The 18,259-nt window shown below is 59.0% G+C and carries 15 protein-coding genes and 1 pseudogene; 9 read left to right on the forward strand and 7 right to left on the reverse strand.

From position 1 onward, the window contains the following. Positions 1-213: 213 nt before the first annotated feature. The 3 genes from MKI83_RS02440 to MKI83_RS16970 all read left to right on the forward strand — a co-directional run bounded on the left by MKI83_RS02440 (position 214) and on the right by MKI83_RS16970 (position 1,610). On the forward strand, positions 214-1,023 hold the full coding sequence (locus tag MKI83_RS02440) for a hypothetical protein (protein WP_241583154.1): 810 nt from the start codon (positions 214-216) through the stop codon (positions 1,021-1,023). Then, positions 989-1,417 (forward strand): hypothetical protein, encoded by a 429-nt coding sequence (locus tag MKI83_RS02445; protein WP_241583155.1) that lies wholly within the window; start codon positions 989-991, stop codon positions 1,415-1,417. Before MKI83_RS02440 ends, MKI83_RS02445 begins: the two co-directional genes overlap by 35 nt. A gap of 64 nt (positions 1,418-1,481) precedes the next feature. Next, entirely contained in the window at positions 1,482-1,610 is a 129-nt protein-coding gene (locus tag MKI83_RS16970) for a hypothetical protein (RefSeq protein ID WP_370867332.1), read from the forward strand. Here MKI83_RS16970 and MKI83_RS02450 read toward each other — a convergent pair. The 3 genes from MKI83_RS02450 to uvrD form a co-directional block, all read right to left on the reverse strand. Next, positions 1,579-2,673 carry a TRAP transporter substrate-binding protein gene (locus MKI83_RS02450; protein WP_241583156.1) on the reverse strand — a complete coding sequence of 365 codons (1,095 nt, stop codon included), beginning with the start codon at positions 2,671-2,673 and terminating at the stop codon, positions 1,579-1,581. The genes MKI83_RS16970 and MKI83_RS02450 overlap by 32 nt on opposite strands. A gap of 90 nt (positions 2,674-2,763) precedes the next feature. After that, a complete protein-coding gene (locus tag MKI83_RS02455) occupies positions 2,764-2,979 on the reverse strand; it encodes a dodecin (protein ID WP_241583157.1) in 216 nt (71 codons plus the stop codon). A gap of 49 nt (positions 2,980-3,028) precedes the next feature. After that, positions 3,029-5,200, reverse strand: coding sequence for a DNA helicase II (gene uvrD, locus MKI83_RS02460; RefSeq protein WP_241583159.1), 2,172 nt, complete (start codon positions 5,198-5,200; stop codon positions 3,029-3,031). Positions 5,201-5,372: 172 nt separating this feature from the next. Between uvrD and MKI83_RS02465 the strand changes: the two genes are divergently transcribed. Then, complete coding sequence (locus tag MKI83_RS02465) at positions 5,373-8,246, forward strand: putative bifunctional diguanylate cyclase/phosphodiesterase (protein ID WP_241583160.1); 2,874 nt, start codon at positions 5,373-5,375, stop codon at positions 8,244-8,246. Positions 8,247-8,336: 90 nt separating this feature from the next. On the opposite strand, the gene MKI83_RS02470 is transcribed toward MKI83_RS02465, so the two are convergent. Beyond that, the gene (locus tag MKI83_RS02470) at positions 8,337-9,314 is read right to left on the reverse strand and encodes an NADPH:quinone oxidoreductase family protein (protein ID WP_241583161.1); all 978 of its coding nucleotides are present in this window, start codon (positions 9,312-9,314) and stop codon (positions 8,337-8,339) included. Positions 9,315-9,580: 266 nt separating this feature from the next. On the opposite strand from MKI83_RS02470, the gene MKI83_RS02475 reads away from it, so the two are divergent. Continuing rightward, entirely contained in the window at positions 9,581-9,946 is a 366-nt protein-coding gene (locus MKI83_RS02475) for a flagellar basal body-associated FliL family protein (RefSeq protein WP_241583660.1), read from the forward strand. A 219-nt stretch (positions 9,947-10,165) separates the two neighbouring features. Then, a pseudogene (locus MKI83_RS02480) lies at positions 10,166-11,419 on the forward strand (OmpP1/FadL family transporter). A 95-nt stretch (positions 11,420-11,514) separates the two neighbouring features. Here MKI83_RS02480 and rmf read toward each other — a convergent pair. Both rmf and gshA read right to left on the reverse strand, forming a co-directional pair. Next, positions 11,515-11,730: a ribosome modulation factor gene (rmf, locus tag MKI83_RS02485; protein ID WP_241583162.1), complete on the reverse strand. Its 216-nt coding sequence runs from the start codon at positions 11,728-11,730 to the stop codon at positions 11,515-11,517. A 266-nt stretch (positions 11,731-11,996) separates the two neighbouring features. After that, the gene (gene gshA / locus MKI83_RS02490; protein WP_241583661.1) at positions 11,997-13,565 is read right to left on the reverse strand and encodes a glutamate--cysteine ligase; all 1,569 of its coding nucleotides are present in this window, start codon (positions 13,563-13,565) and stop codon (positions 11,997-11,999) included. A 305-nt stretch (positions 13,566-13,870) separates the two neighbouring features. Between gshA and MKI83_RS02495 the strand changes: the two genes are divergently transcribed. From MKI83_RS02495 to MKI83_RS02505, 3 genes are all read left to right on the forward strand, one after another. Continuing rightward, positions 13,871-15,901, forward strand: coding sequence for an alkyl/aryl-sulfatase (locus MKI83_RS02495; RefSeq protein ID WP_241583163.1), 2,031 nt, complete (start codon positions 13,871-13,873; stop codon positions 15,899-15,901). Positions 15,902-16,068: 167 nt separating this feature from the next. Continuing rightward, positions 16,069-16,548: a DUF3299 domain-containing protein gene (locus MKI83_RS02500; RefSeq protein ID WP_241583164.1), complete on the forward strand. Its 480-nt coding sequence runs from the start codon at positions 16,069-16,071 to the stop codon at positions 16,546-16,548. An 11-nt stretch (positions 16,549-16,559) separates the two neighbouring features. After that, positions 16,560-17,096, forward strand: coding sequence for a hypothetical protein (locus MKI83_RS02505; protein WP_241583165.1), 537 nt, complete (start codon positions 16,560-16,562; stop codon positions 17,094-17,096). Here the strand turns inward: MKI83_RS02505 and MKI83_RS02510 are convergent. Next, on the reverse strand, positions 17,093-18,109 hold the full coding sequence (locus MKI83_RS02510; RefSeq protein WP_241583166.1) for an MBL fold metallo-hydrolase: 1,017 nt from the start codon (positions 18,107-18,109) through the stop codon (positions 17,093-17,095). The two genes, MKI83_RS02505 and MKI83_RS02510, sit on opposite strands and share 4 nt — an antisense overlap. Between the last annotated feature and the right edge of the window lie 150 nt (positions 18,110-18,259).

Raw genomic sequence — 18,259 nt, forward strand, 5'->3', positions numbered from 1 at the left:
CATTCGAATTGAGCAAAGGGGGCAGGGGCGCCCCAAAGCCCAAACAAACCCGTAAAATAAATCTGTCCCCTTTTTTCGTTTTTTTTCTCTTTTTTCGGAGTCGTTGATTGGCCTGGATTTCGACGATGAACTGGCCGAAGACCTGATCAATAAAGGCCGCGATTTAGCAGACCAGCTGGCACAGAATGCTGGCGCATGTACGGAGGACGATTAATGCAGCAAGTTGAGCGGATCCAGATATTTGAAAACACCCCTGAGCTGAAGTCGGAGGCACGTAAAGAACGCTATAAGCAGTTGTTGGGCTTTATTGACCATACAATGGATTCCACAGATGCTGACCTGAAACGGCATCTGAAACATCTGTACTTTACCGGTGAGGCGGTGCGCTTGCTGCCCGGGCAGAAACTACTGCGAAGGCCTTTGCAGGGTTTTTATCCGCGTCAAGCTTTTATTGCCGCAGCCTTGTCGGCACCGCAAGTGACGCAGGCCTATTTGGACGAATGCTTCGCCCGCTTTGAGGCCTTTCCGGGAATTCTTCCCGGTGTATCTGCGCTTTATTATCAGTGGGTGATGGGTGGAGTTCTCGTTAATTACCCGCTGCTGAGCGAAGCTTGGCAGGAGTTAATAAAATTCTCCGAACGTCGTGATGCTTTCAAAAGCATTAATGGTGCGGATGCGTTGAAAAAGTTTTTCCACAGCATTCTTTACTTTAAACCTGATTCGCTTGGTGCAATTGATCCGTTATTATATTATTTTTCTTTGCGCTTCGACTTCGCTGGATTGGAATCAGATGCTGCCGATGCGCTACTTCGTTTTATGCTTTCCGTGCTCCGTGGTGAGAATGTTAAGGGTGGCCCTGAGGCTTACGAGCACTCTGCAGTGCTGCGCTTTTTTACCTTATTGCTAAGCGGTGAATTGCCTGAGCCTTTCTTAAGCTTTTGCCGCGAGCATTACGATGCGCTGCCTGCCGATCAACGAGTGACCTTCGATGGAAAACGCCTTTTATTGCCTGCTCAGCAGTGAGACTGCTGAGCACTGCGCCCAAGTGGAGTGCTTTCTGGGCCCCGATAAGCCCGTGCTGGACGACGATGTGGCCGAGCCTTGGCAAGCCTGCTACCGAGCGCTGGAGTTTGTCGTAGAGCCTGTGTACCTACAGCGCGAAGACAACCGCCGCCTGTGGGCCGGTTGGGATATTCATGCCGGTTTTGAAGTGGCGCAAACCCTGATCGCAGCATGCCGCGAGGCGGGCTGCCAGGTTTTGGTGCCCACCTTGTGGTTAGGCGGCGATGTGCTGGCTATCGAAAACCCGCACGACCTCTACGCCCCCAAAGCGCTGAAAATGCTCAAAGAAGATTCGGTGTTCGACGAACCTAAGTTGATTAAGTTACTGAGAAAACGGCTCCCCAACCTTGATTGACCCACGGTCACCTTTGCCTTTTGCCTTTGCCAAACGCCACGGCGTGTTACTGCGCGAGCACGCTGTGCAGGCCCGCCCGGGTGCCAGCTGGGCGGCGCTGCAAGAAGCCCAGCGCTATGCCGGGCAGGCACTGGCCGTGCACTGGCTAAGCGCCGAGGCGTTTAGCGCCAGTTGTAGAGGGCTTTTTCGGTGAGGGCGCTGTAGTCGCTGGCTTGCTCGCGGAAGGCTTTCATTGAGGCCCAGATGCGGCTACCCAGGTCGCTTTGCGCGGCGAATTCGTCGAGCACTTGTTCGCTTGCCGTTTTCAGCGCGGCGATGACGTCTTCTGGGTATTGCGCTATCTCTACGCCTTCGTTTTTGAGTTGTTGCAAGGCTTGGATGTTGTGGAAGGTGAAGTCGTCGAGCATGTCGGCGTTACAGCTGCGCGCGGCTTCGACCACGATGGCGGCGAGATCGTCCGGCAGTTGATCGAGGGCGGCTTGGTTGATCAGCAGTTCGAGCACGGCTTGCGGCTCTTGCCAGCCCGGCGCGTAGTAGTAGCTGGCGGCTTTGTGCAGGCCAAAGGCTTGGTCGTTGTAGGGGCCAATCCATTCGGTGGCGTCGATGGCGCCGGTTTGCAGGGCGGTGAAGATTTCGCTGCCGGGCATGATGACGGGGGTGGCGCCGAGCTTGGTCAGCACTTCGCCGCCGAGGCCGGGCATGCGGATTTTCAGGCCGGCGAGGTCTTCGACTTTGTCGATGCGCTTGTTAAACCAGCCGCCCATTTGCATGCCGGAGTTGCCGCAGGCAAAGGGTTTTACGCCAAACGGGGCGTAGGCTTCATCCCACAGCGCTTGGCCACCACCTTTGTGCAGCCAGGCGTTCATTTCTTGCGCGGATAAGCCAAACGGCACGGTGGTGAAGAAGGTGGCGGCCGGCACTTTGCCTTTCCAGTAGTAGGCGGCGCCGTGGCCGATTTCGGCGGTGCCACGGGCGACGGCGTCAAACACTTCTAGCGGCGGCACCAGTTCGCCGCCGGCGAACACCTTGATGTTGAGGCGGCCGCCGCTCATGCGGGTGACGATGTCGGCAAAGCGCTGTGCGCCGGTGCCGAGCGCGGGGAAGTTTTTCGGCCACGCGGTGACCATCTTCCAGTTAAAACGTTGGGGCTTTTCTGCTGGGGCAGGGGCGGCGGCTGGTTCTTCTTGTTGGCAGGCGCTTAGGCCCAGCGCGGCGATACCGAGACCGGCAGCACCGATTAACTCGCGACGTTTCATCAGCATTCCTTGTGTGGCGGTGAGGCAAAGGCCTCACTATGCCTAGTCGCGCGCTGACCGGCTAGTCTGTGCTGCGATGCCGCCTGAGCGTTAGCTGCCTTCGATGCGGAAGCCGATTTTTAAGCCCACTTGGTAGTGCGCGACTTGGCCATTAAGGATGTGGCCGCGGGTTTCGGTGACTTCGAACCAATCCATGTTTTTCACGCTTTTACTGCATTCGCTGATGGCGTTTTGGATGGCGTCTTCGATGCTGGTGGTGGATGAGCCAACCACTTCGATTTTTTTGTAGGTGCGATGGTCTGACATGACAGAACTCCTCGGTGGATGTTCTGTCAGCCTAGACCGTAATGGGCACTTACAGCGCTTCGAGTTTGGCGTAGGCGACCATTAGCCACTTGGCGCCTTCACTGTCGAAGTTGACGTGGACGCGCGCTTGCGCGGCGCTGCCTTCGAAATTGAGGATGATGCCTTCGCCAAACACCGGATGGCGAACGCGCTGGCCCAGCGTGAGACCGGTGTCGGGCACTTCTGCGCCGGCAAACGGGCTGAGGTTGGGGCGCGGTTGGCCGCCAAATGGGCGGCTGATGCTGTTTTGCAGACGCACTTCGCTCAGGGTGTCGGCGGGCATTTCGCGCACGAAACGTGACACCTTGTTGTAGGTTTCGCTGCCGTACAGACGGCGGGTTTCGGCGTAGGTGAGCACCAGTTGCTGCATGGCGCGGGTGACGCCCACGTAGGCGAGGCGCCGTTCTTCTTCTAAGCGGCCCGGTTCTTCTAGGCTCATTTTGTGCGGGAACAGGCCTTCTTCCATGCCGGCGAGGAACACCAGCGGGAACTCCAAGCCCTTGGCGCTGTGCAGGGTCATCAGTTGCACGCTGTCTTCGTGTTCGTCGGCTTGGGTGTCGCCGGCCTCTAAGGCGGCGTGGTCGAGGAAATCCGCCAGTGGCGACAGCTCGACTTCTTCGCTTTCAAAGGTGCGCGCGGCGCTGACCAGCTCTTCTAGGTTTTCCACCCGCGCTTGGCCTTTATCGCCTTTTTCAGCGCGGTGATAGGCGATCAGGCCGGATTGCTCGATCACGGTTTGTGTCATCAAGCCTAGGGCGAAGGCATCGACCTTGCTGGCAAGGTTTTCAATCAGTTCGATAAAACTGCCCAAGCTGCTGGCGGCGCGCCCGCTGACGGCTTGGTTGGCGATCAGTTGTTGCATCGCTCGCCACATCGACAAGCCCTGCTCGCGGGCGTGTTGGCGCAAGTTCTCAACAGTTTTTTCGCCGATGCCGCGTGGCGGTACGTTGATCACGCGCTCCAGCGCGGCGTCGTCGTCGCGCAGGCGCACGAGGCGCAGGTAGGCCAGCGCGTTTTTGATTTCGAGGCGTTCGAAGAAGCGCTGTCCGCCATAGATGCGGTAGGGGATTTTCTCGCGCAGGAGCGCTTCTTCCAGTACCCGCGATTGCGCGTTGGAGCGATAGAGGATGGCCATGTCTTGGCGGGCCATGCCGTCGCGCACGCCTTGTTCGATACGTTCGACGATAAAGCGCGCTTCATCGTATTCGTTGAAGGCGGCGTACAGGGCGATGGGGTCGCCTTCGATATCGTCGGTCCACAGTTCTTTGCCTAAGCGGCCAGCGTTATTGGCGATCAGGCTGTTGGCGGCTTTCAAGATGGTGCCGGTGGAGCGGTAGTTTTGCTCCAGGCGGATCATTTCGGCGTTGGGGAAGTCGCTGTTGAACTGCTGGATATTCTCGATGCGTGCGCCGCGCCAGCCGTAGATGGATTGGTCGTCATCGCCGACCACCATCAGGTTGCAGTGCTTGCCTGCGAGCAGGCGCAGCCAGGCGTACTGCACGGCGTTGGTGTCTTGGAACTCGTCGACTAAGACGTGCTTAAAACGCAGGCGGTAGTGTTCGAGCAGGCTGGGGCGGTCGCGCCACAGTTCGAGCGCGCGGAGCAGCAATTCGGCGAAGTCCACCGCGCCGGCGCGGGCGCAGGCGGCTTCGTAGGCTTCGTAGATTTTTTGCATGGTGGCGAGAAACAAGTCGCCGCCGGGCTGAATATTGTGCGGGCGGATGCCTTCGTCTTTCTGCCCGTTGATAAACCACTGCGCTTGCTTGGGCGGCCAGCGTTGGTCATCGAGCTGTAGCTCACGCAGCACGCGCTTGACCAAGCGGTGTTGGTCGTCGCTATCGAGGATCTGGAAGTTCTCGACTAATCCGGCCTCTTGCCAATGTTGGCGCAGCAGGCGATGGGCTAAGCCGTGGAAAGTGCCGACCCACATGCCAGCCGGCTCAGCGCCGAGCATCTGCGCGATGCGCGCGCGCATCTCATGCGCGGCCTTGTTGGTGAAGGTCACGGCCATGATGCTGTGCGGCGCAGCATTTTCGACCTGTAACAGCCACGCAATGCGGTGCACTAAGACACGGGTTTTGCCAGAGCCAGCACCGGCCAGTACCAGTTGTTGCCCTAGGGCAGCACTGACGGCGGCGCGTTGGCCAGCGTTGAGATGATCGAGCAGATTAGAAACGTCCATGGGACGGCATTCTACGGGGCACCCCACAATGCCGGCAAACCACATTGACCATTGACCGGCACCCAACCAAGGTTGGGGTGGGTGGTCACCAAAAAACTTCAAGGGTCGCTTGGGTCACGCGGGGTAGGTGGGTATGCTGGGGCCACCCTAGGTCCAGATACTTATAAAAACCATGACCGCCGCACTGACGTTTGTGCCGCTGAGGGATGCAGCAGCCGAAATTACCCAGCGTTATGCCACCGAGTTACGCGTGGCGCGTACGCACCTGCTTTATCAGGGCTCACGCCTACCCACCTTATTAATGCTATTGGCCGTGGCCAGTTGCAGCTTTTTGCATTGGCAACAAGGCAGCGTCAGTCTGTGGCTGTTGGTTTGGTTGGGCACGGTGGTGTTGCTCGCGGTGTTGCGTATCACCCAAGTGCTGTCCTTTGAGCGGGCTGGCATGGTGCGCCAAGCGGCGCGGCGTTGGCGGGTGAACTTTTTAATCGGCGCGGGGCTGTCGGGCATCAGCCTAGGGCTGGCGGCAGTGTTTATGGTCGATGTGCCCGGCTTTGTTCAGCAGATGTTGGTGTACGGTCTGCTGGCTTGTGCGGTGCTCAGTGCCAGCGTGGCCTATGCGGTGAGTGTGCCGGCGTTTTTGGCGTTTGCCTTGCCCAGCTTGTTGCCGGCCAGCCTGTACTTACTTAGCTCGCCGAATGCCTACGCGCAAGGTTGGGGCCTGCTCGGCTTGATCATGCTCGGCGGTTTGACCCTGATCGCATGGCAGATGAACCGCTTAGTGACGCGCAACTTGCTGCGGCGCTTTCAGCATCAAAGCCTGATTGAAACGCTGCAAGAAGCCAACGTGCGCAGCGACGCGCTCAATAGCCATTTGGCCGAAGAAGTGCAACAGCGGCGTCGTGCGGAACAAGCATTGCGCGAGGCGCACGATGGCCTTGAGCGCCATGTGCAAGAGCGCACCCAAGCCCTAGCGCAGACCAGTGCCGACTTGGCCTACAGCAAAAAGCGGCTGGATTTGGCGTTAGAAGCCAGCCGGCTAGCGCTGTGGGATTGGAACTTGGACACCGACGAAGTCTTTCACTCGCGCGTGCATGAGCTGTTTGGCGTGGAGTCCGGCGTGCTCGGCGCTAATTTCCAAGACCTGTTACCGCGCTTGCACCCTGACGACGTGGCGCCGCTGCGCAAAGCCATGCTTGAGCATCTGCGTGGGCAGACCAGCGAATACTTAGTGGAATACCGCGTGCGGCATAACGACGGCCATTGGCTGTGGGTGGAAGACCGTGGTCGCGCGGTTGAGCGCGACGCCGATGGCCGCGTACACCGGATGCTGGGCACGCGGCGTGATATCAGCCAACGCCATCAGCGCGAAGAGCAACAGCGTTTGGCCGTGACCGTGTTTGACGCCGCCAGCGAGGGGATCTTTATTCTCAATGTCGCGGGCGAAGTGCTGAGCGTGAATGATGCCCTGCTGAAGATCACCGGCCAGCGCCGTGAATTGGTAGAAGGCTACCGTATCGACGAAATTGCCGGCAGCTTTGACCTAGTTCAGCGCTATATGCAGATTCGCGGCGAGCTGGTACGCGAGGGCCGCTGGCAGGGCGAACTGAACGGCACGCGGCACAGCGGCGAGCATTACCCGCAGTGGCTGGAAATGACCGTGGTGCGCAACAGCGAAGGCCGCGTGTCGCACTTTGTCGGCTTCTTGACCGACCTATCGGCACGCCGCGCCATTGAAGATCGCCTGCGTTACTTGTCGCATTACGATGCGCTCACCGGGTTGGCCAATCGCGCGTTATTCCGCGAGCGCCTGCATCAGGCCAGCCAGCGCGTGCGCCAACAAGGCCGCAGCATGGCCCTGCTGCACATCGACTTAGACCGCTTCAAGCAACTCAACGAAAGCCTCGGCCAAGAAGCCGCCGACCGCGTGCTGGCGCAGATTGCCCAGCGTTTGGTGAGCGCCGTACCGGAGGCCGAGTTGCTGGCGCGCTTATCCGGCGATGAGTTTTCGCTTTTGATTGAGCAGCACACCAGCTTGTCGGCGCTGTCGCGCATTGCCAGTCGCCTGTTGGCTAAGGTGCGCGAGCCTTTGCAGTTGGCAGGGCACGAGCTGGTGCACAGTGCCTCGGTGGGCATTAGCTTGTACCCGGATAACGCGCGCGAGGTGTCAGCCTTGATGAGCCAAGCGCAGCAAGCCATGCAGCACGCCAAGCATGTCGGCGGCGACACCTTTCAGTTTTTCAGCGACAACCTGCAAGCCTGCACGGTGGAGCGTTTGCAGCTGGAGAACGACCTGCGCAAGGCCATCCGCGAAAATCAGTTGGTGGTGTACTTCCAGCCCAAGCTGGCGCTGCGCGGCGGTCAGCTCAGCGGTGCTGAAGCCTTGGTGCGCTGGCGGCACCCGACGCTGGGTTTGGTCGCGCCGGCCGCCTTTATCAGTCTGGCCGAAGAAACCGGCTTGATCGCCGCCATTGGCGAGCAAGTGCTACGCATGGCGTGTCAGGCCGCTAAACAGTGGCTGGACGAAGGGTTTGATGACTTGCGGGTGGCGGTGAACTTATCGGCGCAGCAGTTGCGCCAAGGCAATTTGGTCAGCTTGGTGCGCGCGATCTTGCAAGAAACCGACTTGCCGCCGCATTTGCTGGAACTTGAACTGACCGAGAGCCTGCTGCTGGATAACCTCGACAGCACGCTCAACACCTTAGGCCAGCTCAAGCGCCTCGGGGTGACCTTGGCGATTGATGACTTTGGCACCGGCTATTCCTCGCTGAGCTACCTCAAGCGCTTGCCGGTGGACTGCGTGAAGATCGACCAATGCTTTGTGAATGACCTGCCGCGTGAAGGCGAAGACGCGGCGATCATTCGCGCGATCATTGCGTTGGCGCATGCGCTGGATTTACGCGTGGTGGCCGAAGGCGTTGAAGAACATGCGCAGTTGGATTTCCTCAAGGCGCAGCAATGCGATGAGGTGCAAGGCTATTTGATCAGCCCGCCGCGGGACGCTGCCGCGTTTATGCAGCTAGTGCAGGAACAAGGCGCGCTGGCTTAAGGCGCACCGCCGATAAAACCGCCGGCAAGAAAAAAGCGCTCACCGCAAACGGTGGGCGCTTTTTGTTGGTCGCTCAGGGGGCGAAGGGCGTTAGCGCACCTTGACCACGACTTTGCCGACCGCTTTGCGTTGGCCCAGCGCGTTGATGGCTTCGGCGTATTGCTCAAGGGCGAAGGTTTGCGACACCAACGGCTTGATCTTGCCTTGGCTGTAGAGTGCAAACAGCTCTTGGAAGTTAGCGGCGTTGGCCTCTGGCTCGCGCTGGGTGAACGCGCCCCAGAACACGCCGACCACGCTGGCGCCTTTAAGCAGGGTGAGGTTAACCGGCAGATCAGGAATGCGCCCGCTGGCAAAGCCCACCACCAGTAAACGGCCGCGCCAGTTGAGCGCGCGCACGGCCTCATCAAATAAGTCGCCACCGACGGGGTCGTACACCACGTCGGCGCCTTGGCCGCCGGTGAGTTTGCGCACGGCGTCTTTGAGGCTGGTTTCGCTGTAGTTGATCAGCTCATCGGCGCCGGCTTGTTTGGCGATTTCGAGCTTCTCGGCGCTGCTGGCGGCGGCAATCACGCGCGCGCCCATTGCCTTGCCTAACTCAACTGCAGCCAAGCCAACGCCGCCGCTGGCGCCCAACACCAGCAAGGTTTCACCGGCTTGCAGGTTGGCGCGTTGCTTAAGCGCGTGCATCGAGGTGCCGTAGGTCATGCTGAACGCCGCTGCGGTGGCAAAGTCCATGTCGGCGGGCATTGGCAGCACGTTGTAAGCGGGCACGGCGACTTGCTCGGCAAAGCTGCCCCAGCCGGTCAGGGCCATAACACGGTCGCCGGCTTTTAAATGGCTGACTTTTTCGCCCACTTCGCGCACCACACCTGCGGCTTCGCCACCGGGGGAGAATGGAAACGGTGGCTTAAACTGGTACTTGCCTTCGATGATCAGGGTGTCGGGAAAGTTAACCCCAGTGGCATGCACATCCAGCAGGATTTCATTCTTCTTGATGGTGGGGCTCGGCGCTTCTTCTAAGACTAAGGTGTCAGCGGGGCCAAAGGCTTTGCACAGCACGGCTTTCATCGGTTTCTCCCTGTGATTTTCGTTAGGCGTATTTCTAGCAATGCAGGCAGTGTAGAAGCGCGCGCCTTGATCTCAAGCAGCATCCTTACAGCTGATAAGGGCTTATCACGCTGGCTAGCACTGGCTTTTGCCCGATTTGCGCCAAGCAGGCTAAGCTTGCAACAAAGCGATAACACCGCGCTGACTGTCGGCGCTCAAGGAGATGCACCGTGAAACCTGTTTATGCCCTGTTCAGTGCTGTGCTGTTGGCCGTGGCCTTGCCGGTGATGGCCGAAGAAGAGGCCGCCGAAGGCGAAGAAGCCGCCGCCAAGCCCCAAGCGCAGTACGTCAGCATGACGCCAGCGTTTGTCGGTAACTACGGCAGCGGTCCGCGAATTAAGTTTTTTAAGGCCGAAGTGTCGCTGCGGGTCAGTAGCGATGACGCCGCTGCCAAAGTCACGGCCAACGAGCCGCTGCTGCGCAATCAGCTGGTGATGCTGTTTAACGCGCAGCCGGATGAGGCCTTGGCCACGGTTGAGGGCAAAGAAGCGCTGCGCAAAGAAGCCTTGGCCGAGGTACAAAAAGCCCTCAAAGAGGAAGCCGGCAGCGAGCTGGTGGAAGACTTGCTGTTCACCAACTTGATCGCGCAATAAGCCCTGTCTTAGGCAAAACACCTAAACGACACACCTAAGCAAGATACGTCAGCGCAAAACCACACGCTGGGCCGTGTGGTTTTTTTGTTTGTGCTGCGGGCAACCATGCGCCTGATGGATGCAGGGCATTGTTAATCGTTGCTTAATCCTCATTTACCGAGTTGCAAAGGGTTGCTTGGCTACAATGGCGGCACACGGATGCCCTGCTTAGGAGAGACCATGCAACCTCGTCTTACTCTGTTGGCTGCTGCATTGGCGGCCACTGTCTGTACTCAAGCCAATGCCGGCGGATTGTTCTTGTATGAACTGGGCGCGGAAGACAACGGCTTAGCGAACGCCGGCGCCGCTGCGCGCGCGCAAGACGCGGCCACCATTGCCACCAACCCCGCGGGCTTATCCCGCTTAGAGGGTACTCAGGTGATGGTCAACGGCGGCGCGGTGTGGGGGCGCATCAAGTTTGATGGCAACAGCAATAGCACCGCCGGCGGTGGCAGCGGCGACAACGCGGCGTTGCCGGCGCCGTTGGGTAGCGTGTTTATCAGCCATAAAATCAATGACCGTTGGAGTACGGGCTTTGGCATTTTTGGTGCCATGGGGCTGGGGCTCGATTATGGCAATGAGTGGGAAGGGCGCTATTTCAGCCAAGAAGCGGCTATTAGTGGCATTTTTCTCGCGCCGAGTGTGGCTTACAAGATCAATGATGAGTGGTCGGTGGGGGCTAACTTACTGGCGGTCAAAGGTGACTTCTCTAGCAAGATGGCTGTCAATCGTGGCTTGTTGGATGACGGTCGGGTGAAGTACGAGGCGGATGACTGGGGCTATGGCGGCAGTGTCGGCGTGCTCTACCAGCCCAGCGCGCAAACGCGGTTAGGCTTGATGTATAACTCAGAAATTGAGTGGAAGTTTGAGGACAAGCTAAAAAGCTAAGCGCAGCTCGGTATCTTGCCGGGCGCGCGTGATCTCGATGTCACTATGCGTGCGCCGCAAAACATCACCTTGTCGGTGTTTCACCAGTTAGATCGCCAATGGGCGCTGCTTGCCAGCACCAACTGGCAGCAGTGGTCGCGTTTTGGCGAGATGGACATCACGGTGGATACCGATGGCTTGGGCAATATCAACGGTTCGCGCTCGGTTGATCGAAACTACCAAGACACGTGGCACCTGTCGGTGGGCACCCAATACCAGATGACCGACAAGCTGCGTCTTAACGCGGGCGTGGGTTATGACTCCTCGGCGGTAAAAGATAAACACCGCACCGTGGATAACCCCATGGGCGAGGTGTGGCGCTTTGCCACCGGCTTTATGTATCAGCTCGACTCAGCAACTCGCGTGCATGCCAGCTACAGCTTGCTGTGGATGGGCGATATGAAAGTCGATCAGCAGCGCGATGTGCCGGGCGGTAATCGGGTGTCGGGCGAGTACAAGCGATCACACTTAAATGTGATCGGTGCCGGTATCAGTTGGGATTTTTAACCGCTTGCTGAGCGAATTAATCCGGCATTAGCGCTTAATCGCCAGCGCAGCAAAACCCGCACCTGCTTCAAGCAGTGCGGGTTTGTTATTGCCGGTTACGCACTTTGGCGTGCGTGCAGCAGGCGTTGCTGCTGGCCGTCTTCCCAACCGGCGTGCCAAGCCGCGGCGGGTACTTCGGCAGGGTAGGGGCAGCGTGCCTCGGGGCGAGTCATGCCGGCCATATACCCTTGCTGGTAAGCCTTATTCAGGCCTTCCAGGCTCCACTCGGTTGGGGCGTCGGGCACGGGCTTGGGGGTGTTGTCCTTGGCCATCGTGAGTCCGTTGCTGGTGGGGTACAGGCAAAAGCTTAGCGCTGAGCAACGCCGGGCGCGGGCTGGCACTTTAATGGCTGTGAACTGCGTCACACTTTATGGGCGCTGCTTAGACCGGTGGTTGCCGAGCGCGGATCGGCGGTGCCTTGGCGGGCACCGCTGGGTTCACGGTCAGGGCTTAAAATTGATTAAAATCAAAGTGTTAAGCCTGTTCTGCGCTGGCTGGAATGGCACGATTAGATCGCTAAGGTTAATCGGCCATGGTTTTAATCGAGCTGCGCTATATAGGCGGCGACAAAGCTGTCCATATCCGGTTGCGGCTGCGCTTCTAGCTCGGTTTGCGCCTTGAGCGAGGCCTGTGCACTGGCGACAAACGCCGCTTGGCTGCTGTTATCCAGTGGGCGGTCGCGGAAGTCGGCGGCGTGCTGGCTGGCTTGCTGGCAGGCAAAGGTGAAGAAGGCGCAGTGCTCGCGCTTGAGCTGGCTAAGTACTTGCGCTGACGGGGTCAGAGCGGGGTCGCACAGGCGCTGGCGCATCAGGCTCAGTGCTTCGTGGTGCGCATGCCCGCCGTAAGCGCTGTCGAGGGCGATGGCGCAGGCTTCCATCTGATCGCACAAGCTTTCGCCCCAGTCACGCAAGGTGCGTGGCCGGCCGCGCTCATTGAGCAATAAGCCGGGGCGGCGACCTTGTTTCACCGTGAGGGCAAAGTTGGCGCTGGCTTCGCGGCATTCTTCGCCGTCCATGCTGGGGCTTTCGCTTAAAGCACAGAACAGTAAAAAGCTGTCGAGGAAGTGCGCTTGGTGGCTGTCGATACCCAACGGCAAGAAGGGGTTGATGTCGAGGCAGCGGACTTCAACGTACTGCACGCCGCGTCGCCGCAGTGCTTGCAGCGGGCGTTCGCCGCTGGCGGCCACGCGCTTGGGGCGGATGTTGGAGTAGTACTCGTTTTCGATTTGCAGCAAGTTGGTGTTGAGCTGTTGCCATTGGCCATCCTTCTTGGTGCCGATGGCTTCGTAAGTGGGGTAAGGCGTGCTAACGGCGTGGCGCAGGCTGTCCAAGTAGCTGCCGAGCTCTTCGTAACAGGGGGTCAGGCTGGCTTGGGCGCTGTTCTGGTAGCCCAAGTCACTCATGCGCAAGCTGGTGGCGTAGGGCAGGTACAAGGTGTGCTCGTCGAGCTGATCCAAGCCATGCGGGCGGCCCTGCAAGAAGCTGGCACACACCGCTGGCGAGGCGCCGAATAAGTACATCAGCAACCAACTGTAGCGGCGGAAGTTACGAATCAGGTCAATGTAGGCCTGCGACTGATATTGCTGCGCCGGCTGTGCATCGCCCTCGGCTTGTTGCAGCAGAGGCCACAACGCCTCAGGCAGCGAGAAGTTGTAATGAATGCCGGCGATGCACTGCATGGCTTTGCCGTAGCGCACGGCCAGCCCCTGGCGATAAATGCTTTTCAGCTGACCGATGGCACTGCTGCCGTACTGGGCAATCGGAATATCTGCCTCGCTGGGCAGCTTGCAGGGCATGGAGTGTGTCCACAGCTGCTCATTGGCCAGTTGGCCGTAGGTGAAGCGGTGGATCGCATCCAGTTCAACCAGCGCTGCATCCGCGGTGGTGTGGGCGTCAGTGATGAACTCCAGCAGGGCTTCGGAATAGTCGGTGGTGATCTGGCTGTGGGTCAGCGCGGCCCCGAGTGCAGCGGGGTGCGCGGTCATGGCCAGCGTGCCGTCGGGGCGGATGCGTAAGCTTTCTTTCTCGATACCGTGACGACACTCGCGCAGAAGGTCTGGGGCTTGGTGTTGCAAAAGCGCGAGGCGCTGATTGAGCAAGCTGGTCACGGCAGGCATTCCGTTTCAAAGGTGAGCCTTCACTATGGGGGCGGCGCTGGCGAAGCTCAAGGCGACAGCGCGACTGTTTATTAGCCGCAATAACGGGGTTTGCTAGGGTTGATGGGGGTTTGGTGCGCGTTGTGGGCGCTCTCAACGGGCTTTTGTGGGGGTGTGGGTTTTAAGGGTTTAGCTGGCGGTTTTGGTGGCACTGTTAAGCATTACTTAATTAACAGATTGGCTTGGCTGCATCGCTCAGCGCACCCAGAAATGCACAATAGAACCGTGTCCTTATTAATTGATCCAGGAGTCTGGAAATGAAGAAGACCGCTCTCGCACTGGCTGTAGCCTCTTTTGTCACCCTGCCTGCTTTGGCTTACAACGCCGAGCAGAAGCCTGCGACTGAACACACCAAGCAATTCCAAACTGAGCTGCGTGGTACCTTACCTTTCGCCGATAAGAAAGATTGGGAGCTGGCCGAGAAGGGCTTCATTGCCCGCGAAGAAAATTTGGAAATCAAAAATGCCGACGGCAAGGTGGTGTGGGAGCTAGGCAACTACAAGTACCTGACCCTCGGCAAAGACTGGGACAGCATCCACCCCAGCATGCAGCGCCAAGCTGAGCTGAACCTCAAGCACGGGTTGTTCAAAGTGCGTGACGGCGTGTATCAAGTGCGTGGCTATGACTTGGCGCAAATCACTTTTATTCGCACCCAAACAGGCTGGGTAGTGATTGACCCGCTGACTATTCCGGAAACCGCCAAAGCCGCGCACGAGCTGTTCAAGAAGCACGTGAAAGACGGCAATCTGCCGATTAAAGCGGTGATCTATTCGCACTCCCACGGTGACCACTTCGGTGGTGTTAAGGGGGTGATTAATCAAGCCGACGTGGATGCCGGCAAGGTGCAAGTGATCGCGCCGCGCCGCTTCTCGGACTTCTCGATCTCTGAAAACGTGCTGGCCGGTAACGCCATGTCGCGTCGCGTGCAGTTCCAATACGGCAACACCTTGGCCAAGAGTGAGCTGGGCCAAGTCGATGCGGCGATTGGTAAGGGCGTTGCCAACGGTGGCTTGTCGCTGATTCTGCCGACTCACGAAGTCAACGTCGACGAAGAGACTCTGACCCTCGATGGGGTGGATTTCGTGTTCCAAAACGCGGATGACACCGAAGCACCGTCGGAAATGAACACCTACATCCCCAGCATTAAAACTTACTGGGGTGCCGAGACTACGGTAGCGGGCCTGCACAACATCTACACCTTGCGTGGCGCCTTCACCCGCGATGCGCTGGCTTGGGCGGACTCGATCAACAAGGCGCTGTACTCCTTCGGTGGCGAGGCGGAAACCCTGATTGCCTCGCATGGCTGGCCGCGCTGGGGTAATGCGGAAATTCGTAATTACCTCGAAAAGCAGCGCGACATGTACGGCTACCTGCACGACGAAACCCTGCGCCTGATGAACCACGGCGTCAGCATCAACGACATGCAGGACGAGTTCTGGGTGCCGCCGACCTTGGCTAACGAGTGGTACCTGCGTGGCTACCACGGCTCTTACCACCGCAACGCCAAGGCCGTGGTCAACAAGTACATCGGTTACTTCGACATGGACCCAGCCACCCTGTTGCCACTGAGCAAAGTCGATGCCGGTAAGCACTACGTAGAAGCCTTCGGGGTCGACGCCATCATGGCCGCCGGTAAGAAGGCCTACGATGAGGGCAACTACCGCTGGTGCGCCGAGATCGTCAACAAGGCGGTCATGGCCGATGCCAACAACATGGATGCCCGTTACCTCGCCGCTGACTGTTTCGAGCAGCTGGGCTATCAAAGCGAGTCTTCGGGCGAGCGTAATACCTTCTTGGCCGGTGCCTTAGAGCTGCGCCAAGGGGTGGTTAAGGCGACAGCCGTTAAGTCCGTCACCCCCGATGTGGTCGCGGCGATGCGAGTGACCGACTTCCTCAACTTCATGGGCGTGCGTTTGAATGGCCCAAAGGCGGCGGCAGATAACTTTGAGTTCAGTGCAACCCTGCGCATGCCCGACATCAAGCAGGTGTACGCGATGGATCTGAAGAACGGTCGTCTGTCGAACATCGAAGGCTTCGAAGCCAAGAACCCGACCTTCACCTTGGAGCTTAATCGCGCCGACTTCACTCGCCTGTTAACCAAGCAAGTGACCCTGCAAGAGCTGCTCAAGGACGGTAAGGCCAAGGCCACTGGCGAGATCGAGGCGTTCGGTAAGCTGACCGCCTACTTGGATGACTTTGATGCCTACTTCCCGATGGCGCTGCCGGTGGATCACAGCGGTTACAGCCACGGTAAGAGCAAGACCGGTCAATCGCCGATCAACCGTTAATCGCTGATGCGCAAGAGCCCCGTTAGTCGGGGCTTTTTGCCGTGTAAGGCTTGGCTTTTATGCTGATTTAATAAAGCTTGGCTTAATTGACTGTTATGGCCGAAGCCATGTTTCGCTGCCCAGCGATGGCGCATGATGGATAAAAGCCATCGCCTAGCGAGGATCGTATGACCCGTTTATTCACCGCTCTACTGATGAGCCTGACACTGGCCGCGCAGGCCGAGCCATTAACTCTCGATTGGATTGATCTGGTGCCCGAGGCCGAACGCGACAGCCGCAGCACGCAGCCGATGCTGTTGCCCGCGCAGCATGAGCAAATGAGCTTTGAGCAGTCTCTGGCCGGCAGCATGCGCCCAGAGTTAGACCAGCAGTCGGTGCGGCTCACCGGCTACGTGGTGCCGCTGGAAGGCGACTTTGACAAAGTCACCGAGTTCTTGCTGGTTCCGTTTGTGGGCGCCTGCGTGCATGTGCCGCCGCCACCGCCGAATCAGCTGGTGCATGTGATCTTCCCCGACGGGGTTTTCGCCACTCAGCTGTGGGATGCCGTGGTCGTCGAAGGGGTGCTGCAGGTGAGCAATAGCCAGACCGAACTGGCAGAAACCGGTTATCAATTAAGCGGGCAAAAACTTGCCGTGCTGCAGCCGTGAAGGAGCCGATGATGCGTAACGTGACCCAACGCCTCAGCCGTTTTAGCGCCGCCTGCGCTTTGAGTGTGGCCACCTTGGCCAGCGCCTGTGTCATGGATGGCGGCACCGATGGTGTGCTGACCACCGTGCCTAAAGACACCTTTGAGGTGGCCAGCGCCATCAACCAAGCGGTGCAAGGCGGCGACTTGCGCTTGATGCCTAACTCGGCCAACCGCCTGACCATGGTGTTTTGGCAGCTAGAAAAGCAGCTGCAACACCACTATCAAGGCGAGGTGTTTAACCTGTATCTCTATGAACTCAGCGGTAATCACTACATGCAGCTCAAGGCTGATGGGACGTCGCTGGAGCTGATCGCCCACAACCCGCCGACCCGCGACGAATTGCTGGCAGAGACGCCTTTGCTGGTCAGCGATATTGATGTGCTGCAAGCGCTGCTAATGAAGAAACTAAATTTCGCCGACTTACAAAGCAAAGGCTTAGTGGCGACGCAAGGCCGTGCCGATTTGGTGCAGCCGGCCCATGGGCTGCTGGCGCGCAGCTTTGATTAACGTAAGCCCTGCCACCAGCGCGCGCTGCTGTTGAGCTGATACAGGTTGAGCGCCTCGCCCATCATCGGCGTGGTGAGCTTGACCTGCGCCGCGTCGGCCAGCGTGCTGATGCGCTCCAGCGGCTCGCGCCAGCCGTGCATCGACAAATCAAACGTGCCGTTATGAATCGGCAACAACCACTGGCCGCGCACATCCAAGTGCGCCTGCAAACTGTGCTCGGGCAGCATGTGCACCTCGGGCCAGTCATCGCCGTTGTAAGCGCCGGTTTCCATCAGGGTTAAATCGAACGGCCCGTACTGCGCGCCGATCTCGGCAAAGCCGGCAAAGTAGCCGCTGTCGCCGCTAAAAAATAACCGTGCTTTTGGGCTAATGATCGCCCACGACGCCCATAGCGTGCGGTTGCCATCGCCAAGGCCGCGGCCCGAGAAGTGCTGCGCAGGGGTGCAGGCAAAGGTCAGCGCCCCGACGTGGGTTTCTTGCCACCAGGCCAGTTGCTGAATTTTTGCCGCCGGCACGCCCCAGCGAATCAAGCGCTCACCCACACCGGTCGGCGTGATGATGTGCTGCGTGGTGGGGGCCAAGGCCAGCAGGCTGGCTTTGTCGAGGTGGTCGTAATGATCGTGCGACAACAGGATGCCGGTCAGCGGCGGCAAATCCTGCAAGGCAATCGGCGGGGCGTGAAAACGCTTGGGGCCGAGCCACTGCACCGGTGAGGTGCGCTGGCAAAACACCGGATCGGTCAGCCACCAGCCACCGTCGAGTTTGAGCAAGACCGTCGAATGCCCTAGTCGGTACAGGCTACCGTCGGCGGCGCTATCCAGCTCGACGCGGGTCAGCGTCCGCACGGGGATTGCATCCTGCGGCACGGTGCCACTGGGGCGCTGAAAGGTGAACTTGGCAAAAATACGCAAGGTGTCGAGCAGCCCACGACGTGGCGCACGCTGCGCATTGCGGTAGCGACCGCCGACGTGCAAGGCAGACGATAAAGACGGAGCAGGGCTGGCGTTTGACATGGATGACCTGTGCTGTTGTTCGATAGGTTTCGAAGTGTTGTCAGTCTAGGTCGGCACAGCGGCCCTTGGGAAGGGTGTAGGTCGGCGTCAGATGTAAACGGATGTTGCTGGGCTGAGACGGCGTGGCGGCGTGATTAATCGCGCAGCGAA

Origin of the sequence: Atopomonas sediminilitoris (genome assembly GCF_022601735.1) — a bacterium.
Taxonomy (GTDB): Bacteria; Pseudomonadota; Gammaproteobacteria; order Pseudomonadales; family Pseudomonadaceae; genus Atopomonas; species Atopomonas sediminilitoris.

Coding starts and splice junctions, on each gene's coding strand:
- MKI83_RS02440 (WP_241583154.1), top strand. CDS start 214: ATGCAGCAAGTTGAGCGGATCCAGATATTTGAAAACACCCCTGAGCTG.
- MKI83_RS02445 (WP_241583155.1), top strand. CDS start 989: ATGGAAAACGCCTTTTATTGCCTGCTCAGCAGTGAGACTGCTGAGCAC.
- MKI83_RS02450 (WP_241583156.1), bottom strand. CDS start 2,673: ATGAAACGTCGCGAGTTAATCGGTGCTGCCGGTCTCGGTATCGCCGCG.
- MKI83_RS02455 (WP_241583157.1), bottom strand. CDS start 2,979: ATGTCAGACCATCGCACCTACAAAAAAATCGAAGTGGTTGGCTCATCC.
- uvrD (WP_241583159.1), bottom strand. CDS start 5,200: ATGGACGTTTCTAATCTGCTCGATCATCTCAACGCTGGCCAACGCGCC.
- MKI83_RS02465 (WP_241583160.1), top strand. CDS start 5,373: ATGACCGCCGCACTGACGTTTGTGCCGCTGAGGGATGCAGCAGCCGAA.
- MKI83_RS02470 (WP_241583161.1), bottom strand. CDS start 9,314: ATGAAAGCCGTGCTGTGCAAAGCCTTTGGCCCCGCTGACACCTTAGTC.
- MKI83_RS02475 (WP_241583660.1), top strand. CDS start 9,581: ATGGCCGAAGAAGAGGCCGCCGAAGGCGAAGAAGCCGCCGCCAAGCCC.
- rmf (WP_241583162.1), bottom strand. CDS start 11,730: ATGGCCAAGGACAACACCCCCAAGCCCGTGCCCGACGCCCCAACCGAG.
- MKI83_RS02495 (WP_241583163.1), top strand. CDS start 13,871: ATGAAGAAGACCGCTCTCGCACTGGCTGTAGCCTCTTTTGTCACCCTG.
- MKI83_RS02500 (WP_241583164.1), top strand. CDS start 16,069: ATGACCCGTTTATTCACCGCTCTACTGATGAGCCTGACACTGGCCGCG.
- MKI83_RS02505 (WP_241583165.1), top strand. CDS start 16,560: ATGCGTAACGTGACCCAACGCCTCAGCCGTTTTAGCGCCGCCTGCGCT.
- MKI83_RS02510 (WP_241583166.1), bottom strand. CDS start 18,109: ATGTCAAACGCCAGCCCTGCTCCGTCTTTATCGTCTGCCTTGCACGTC.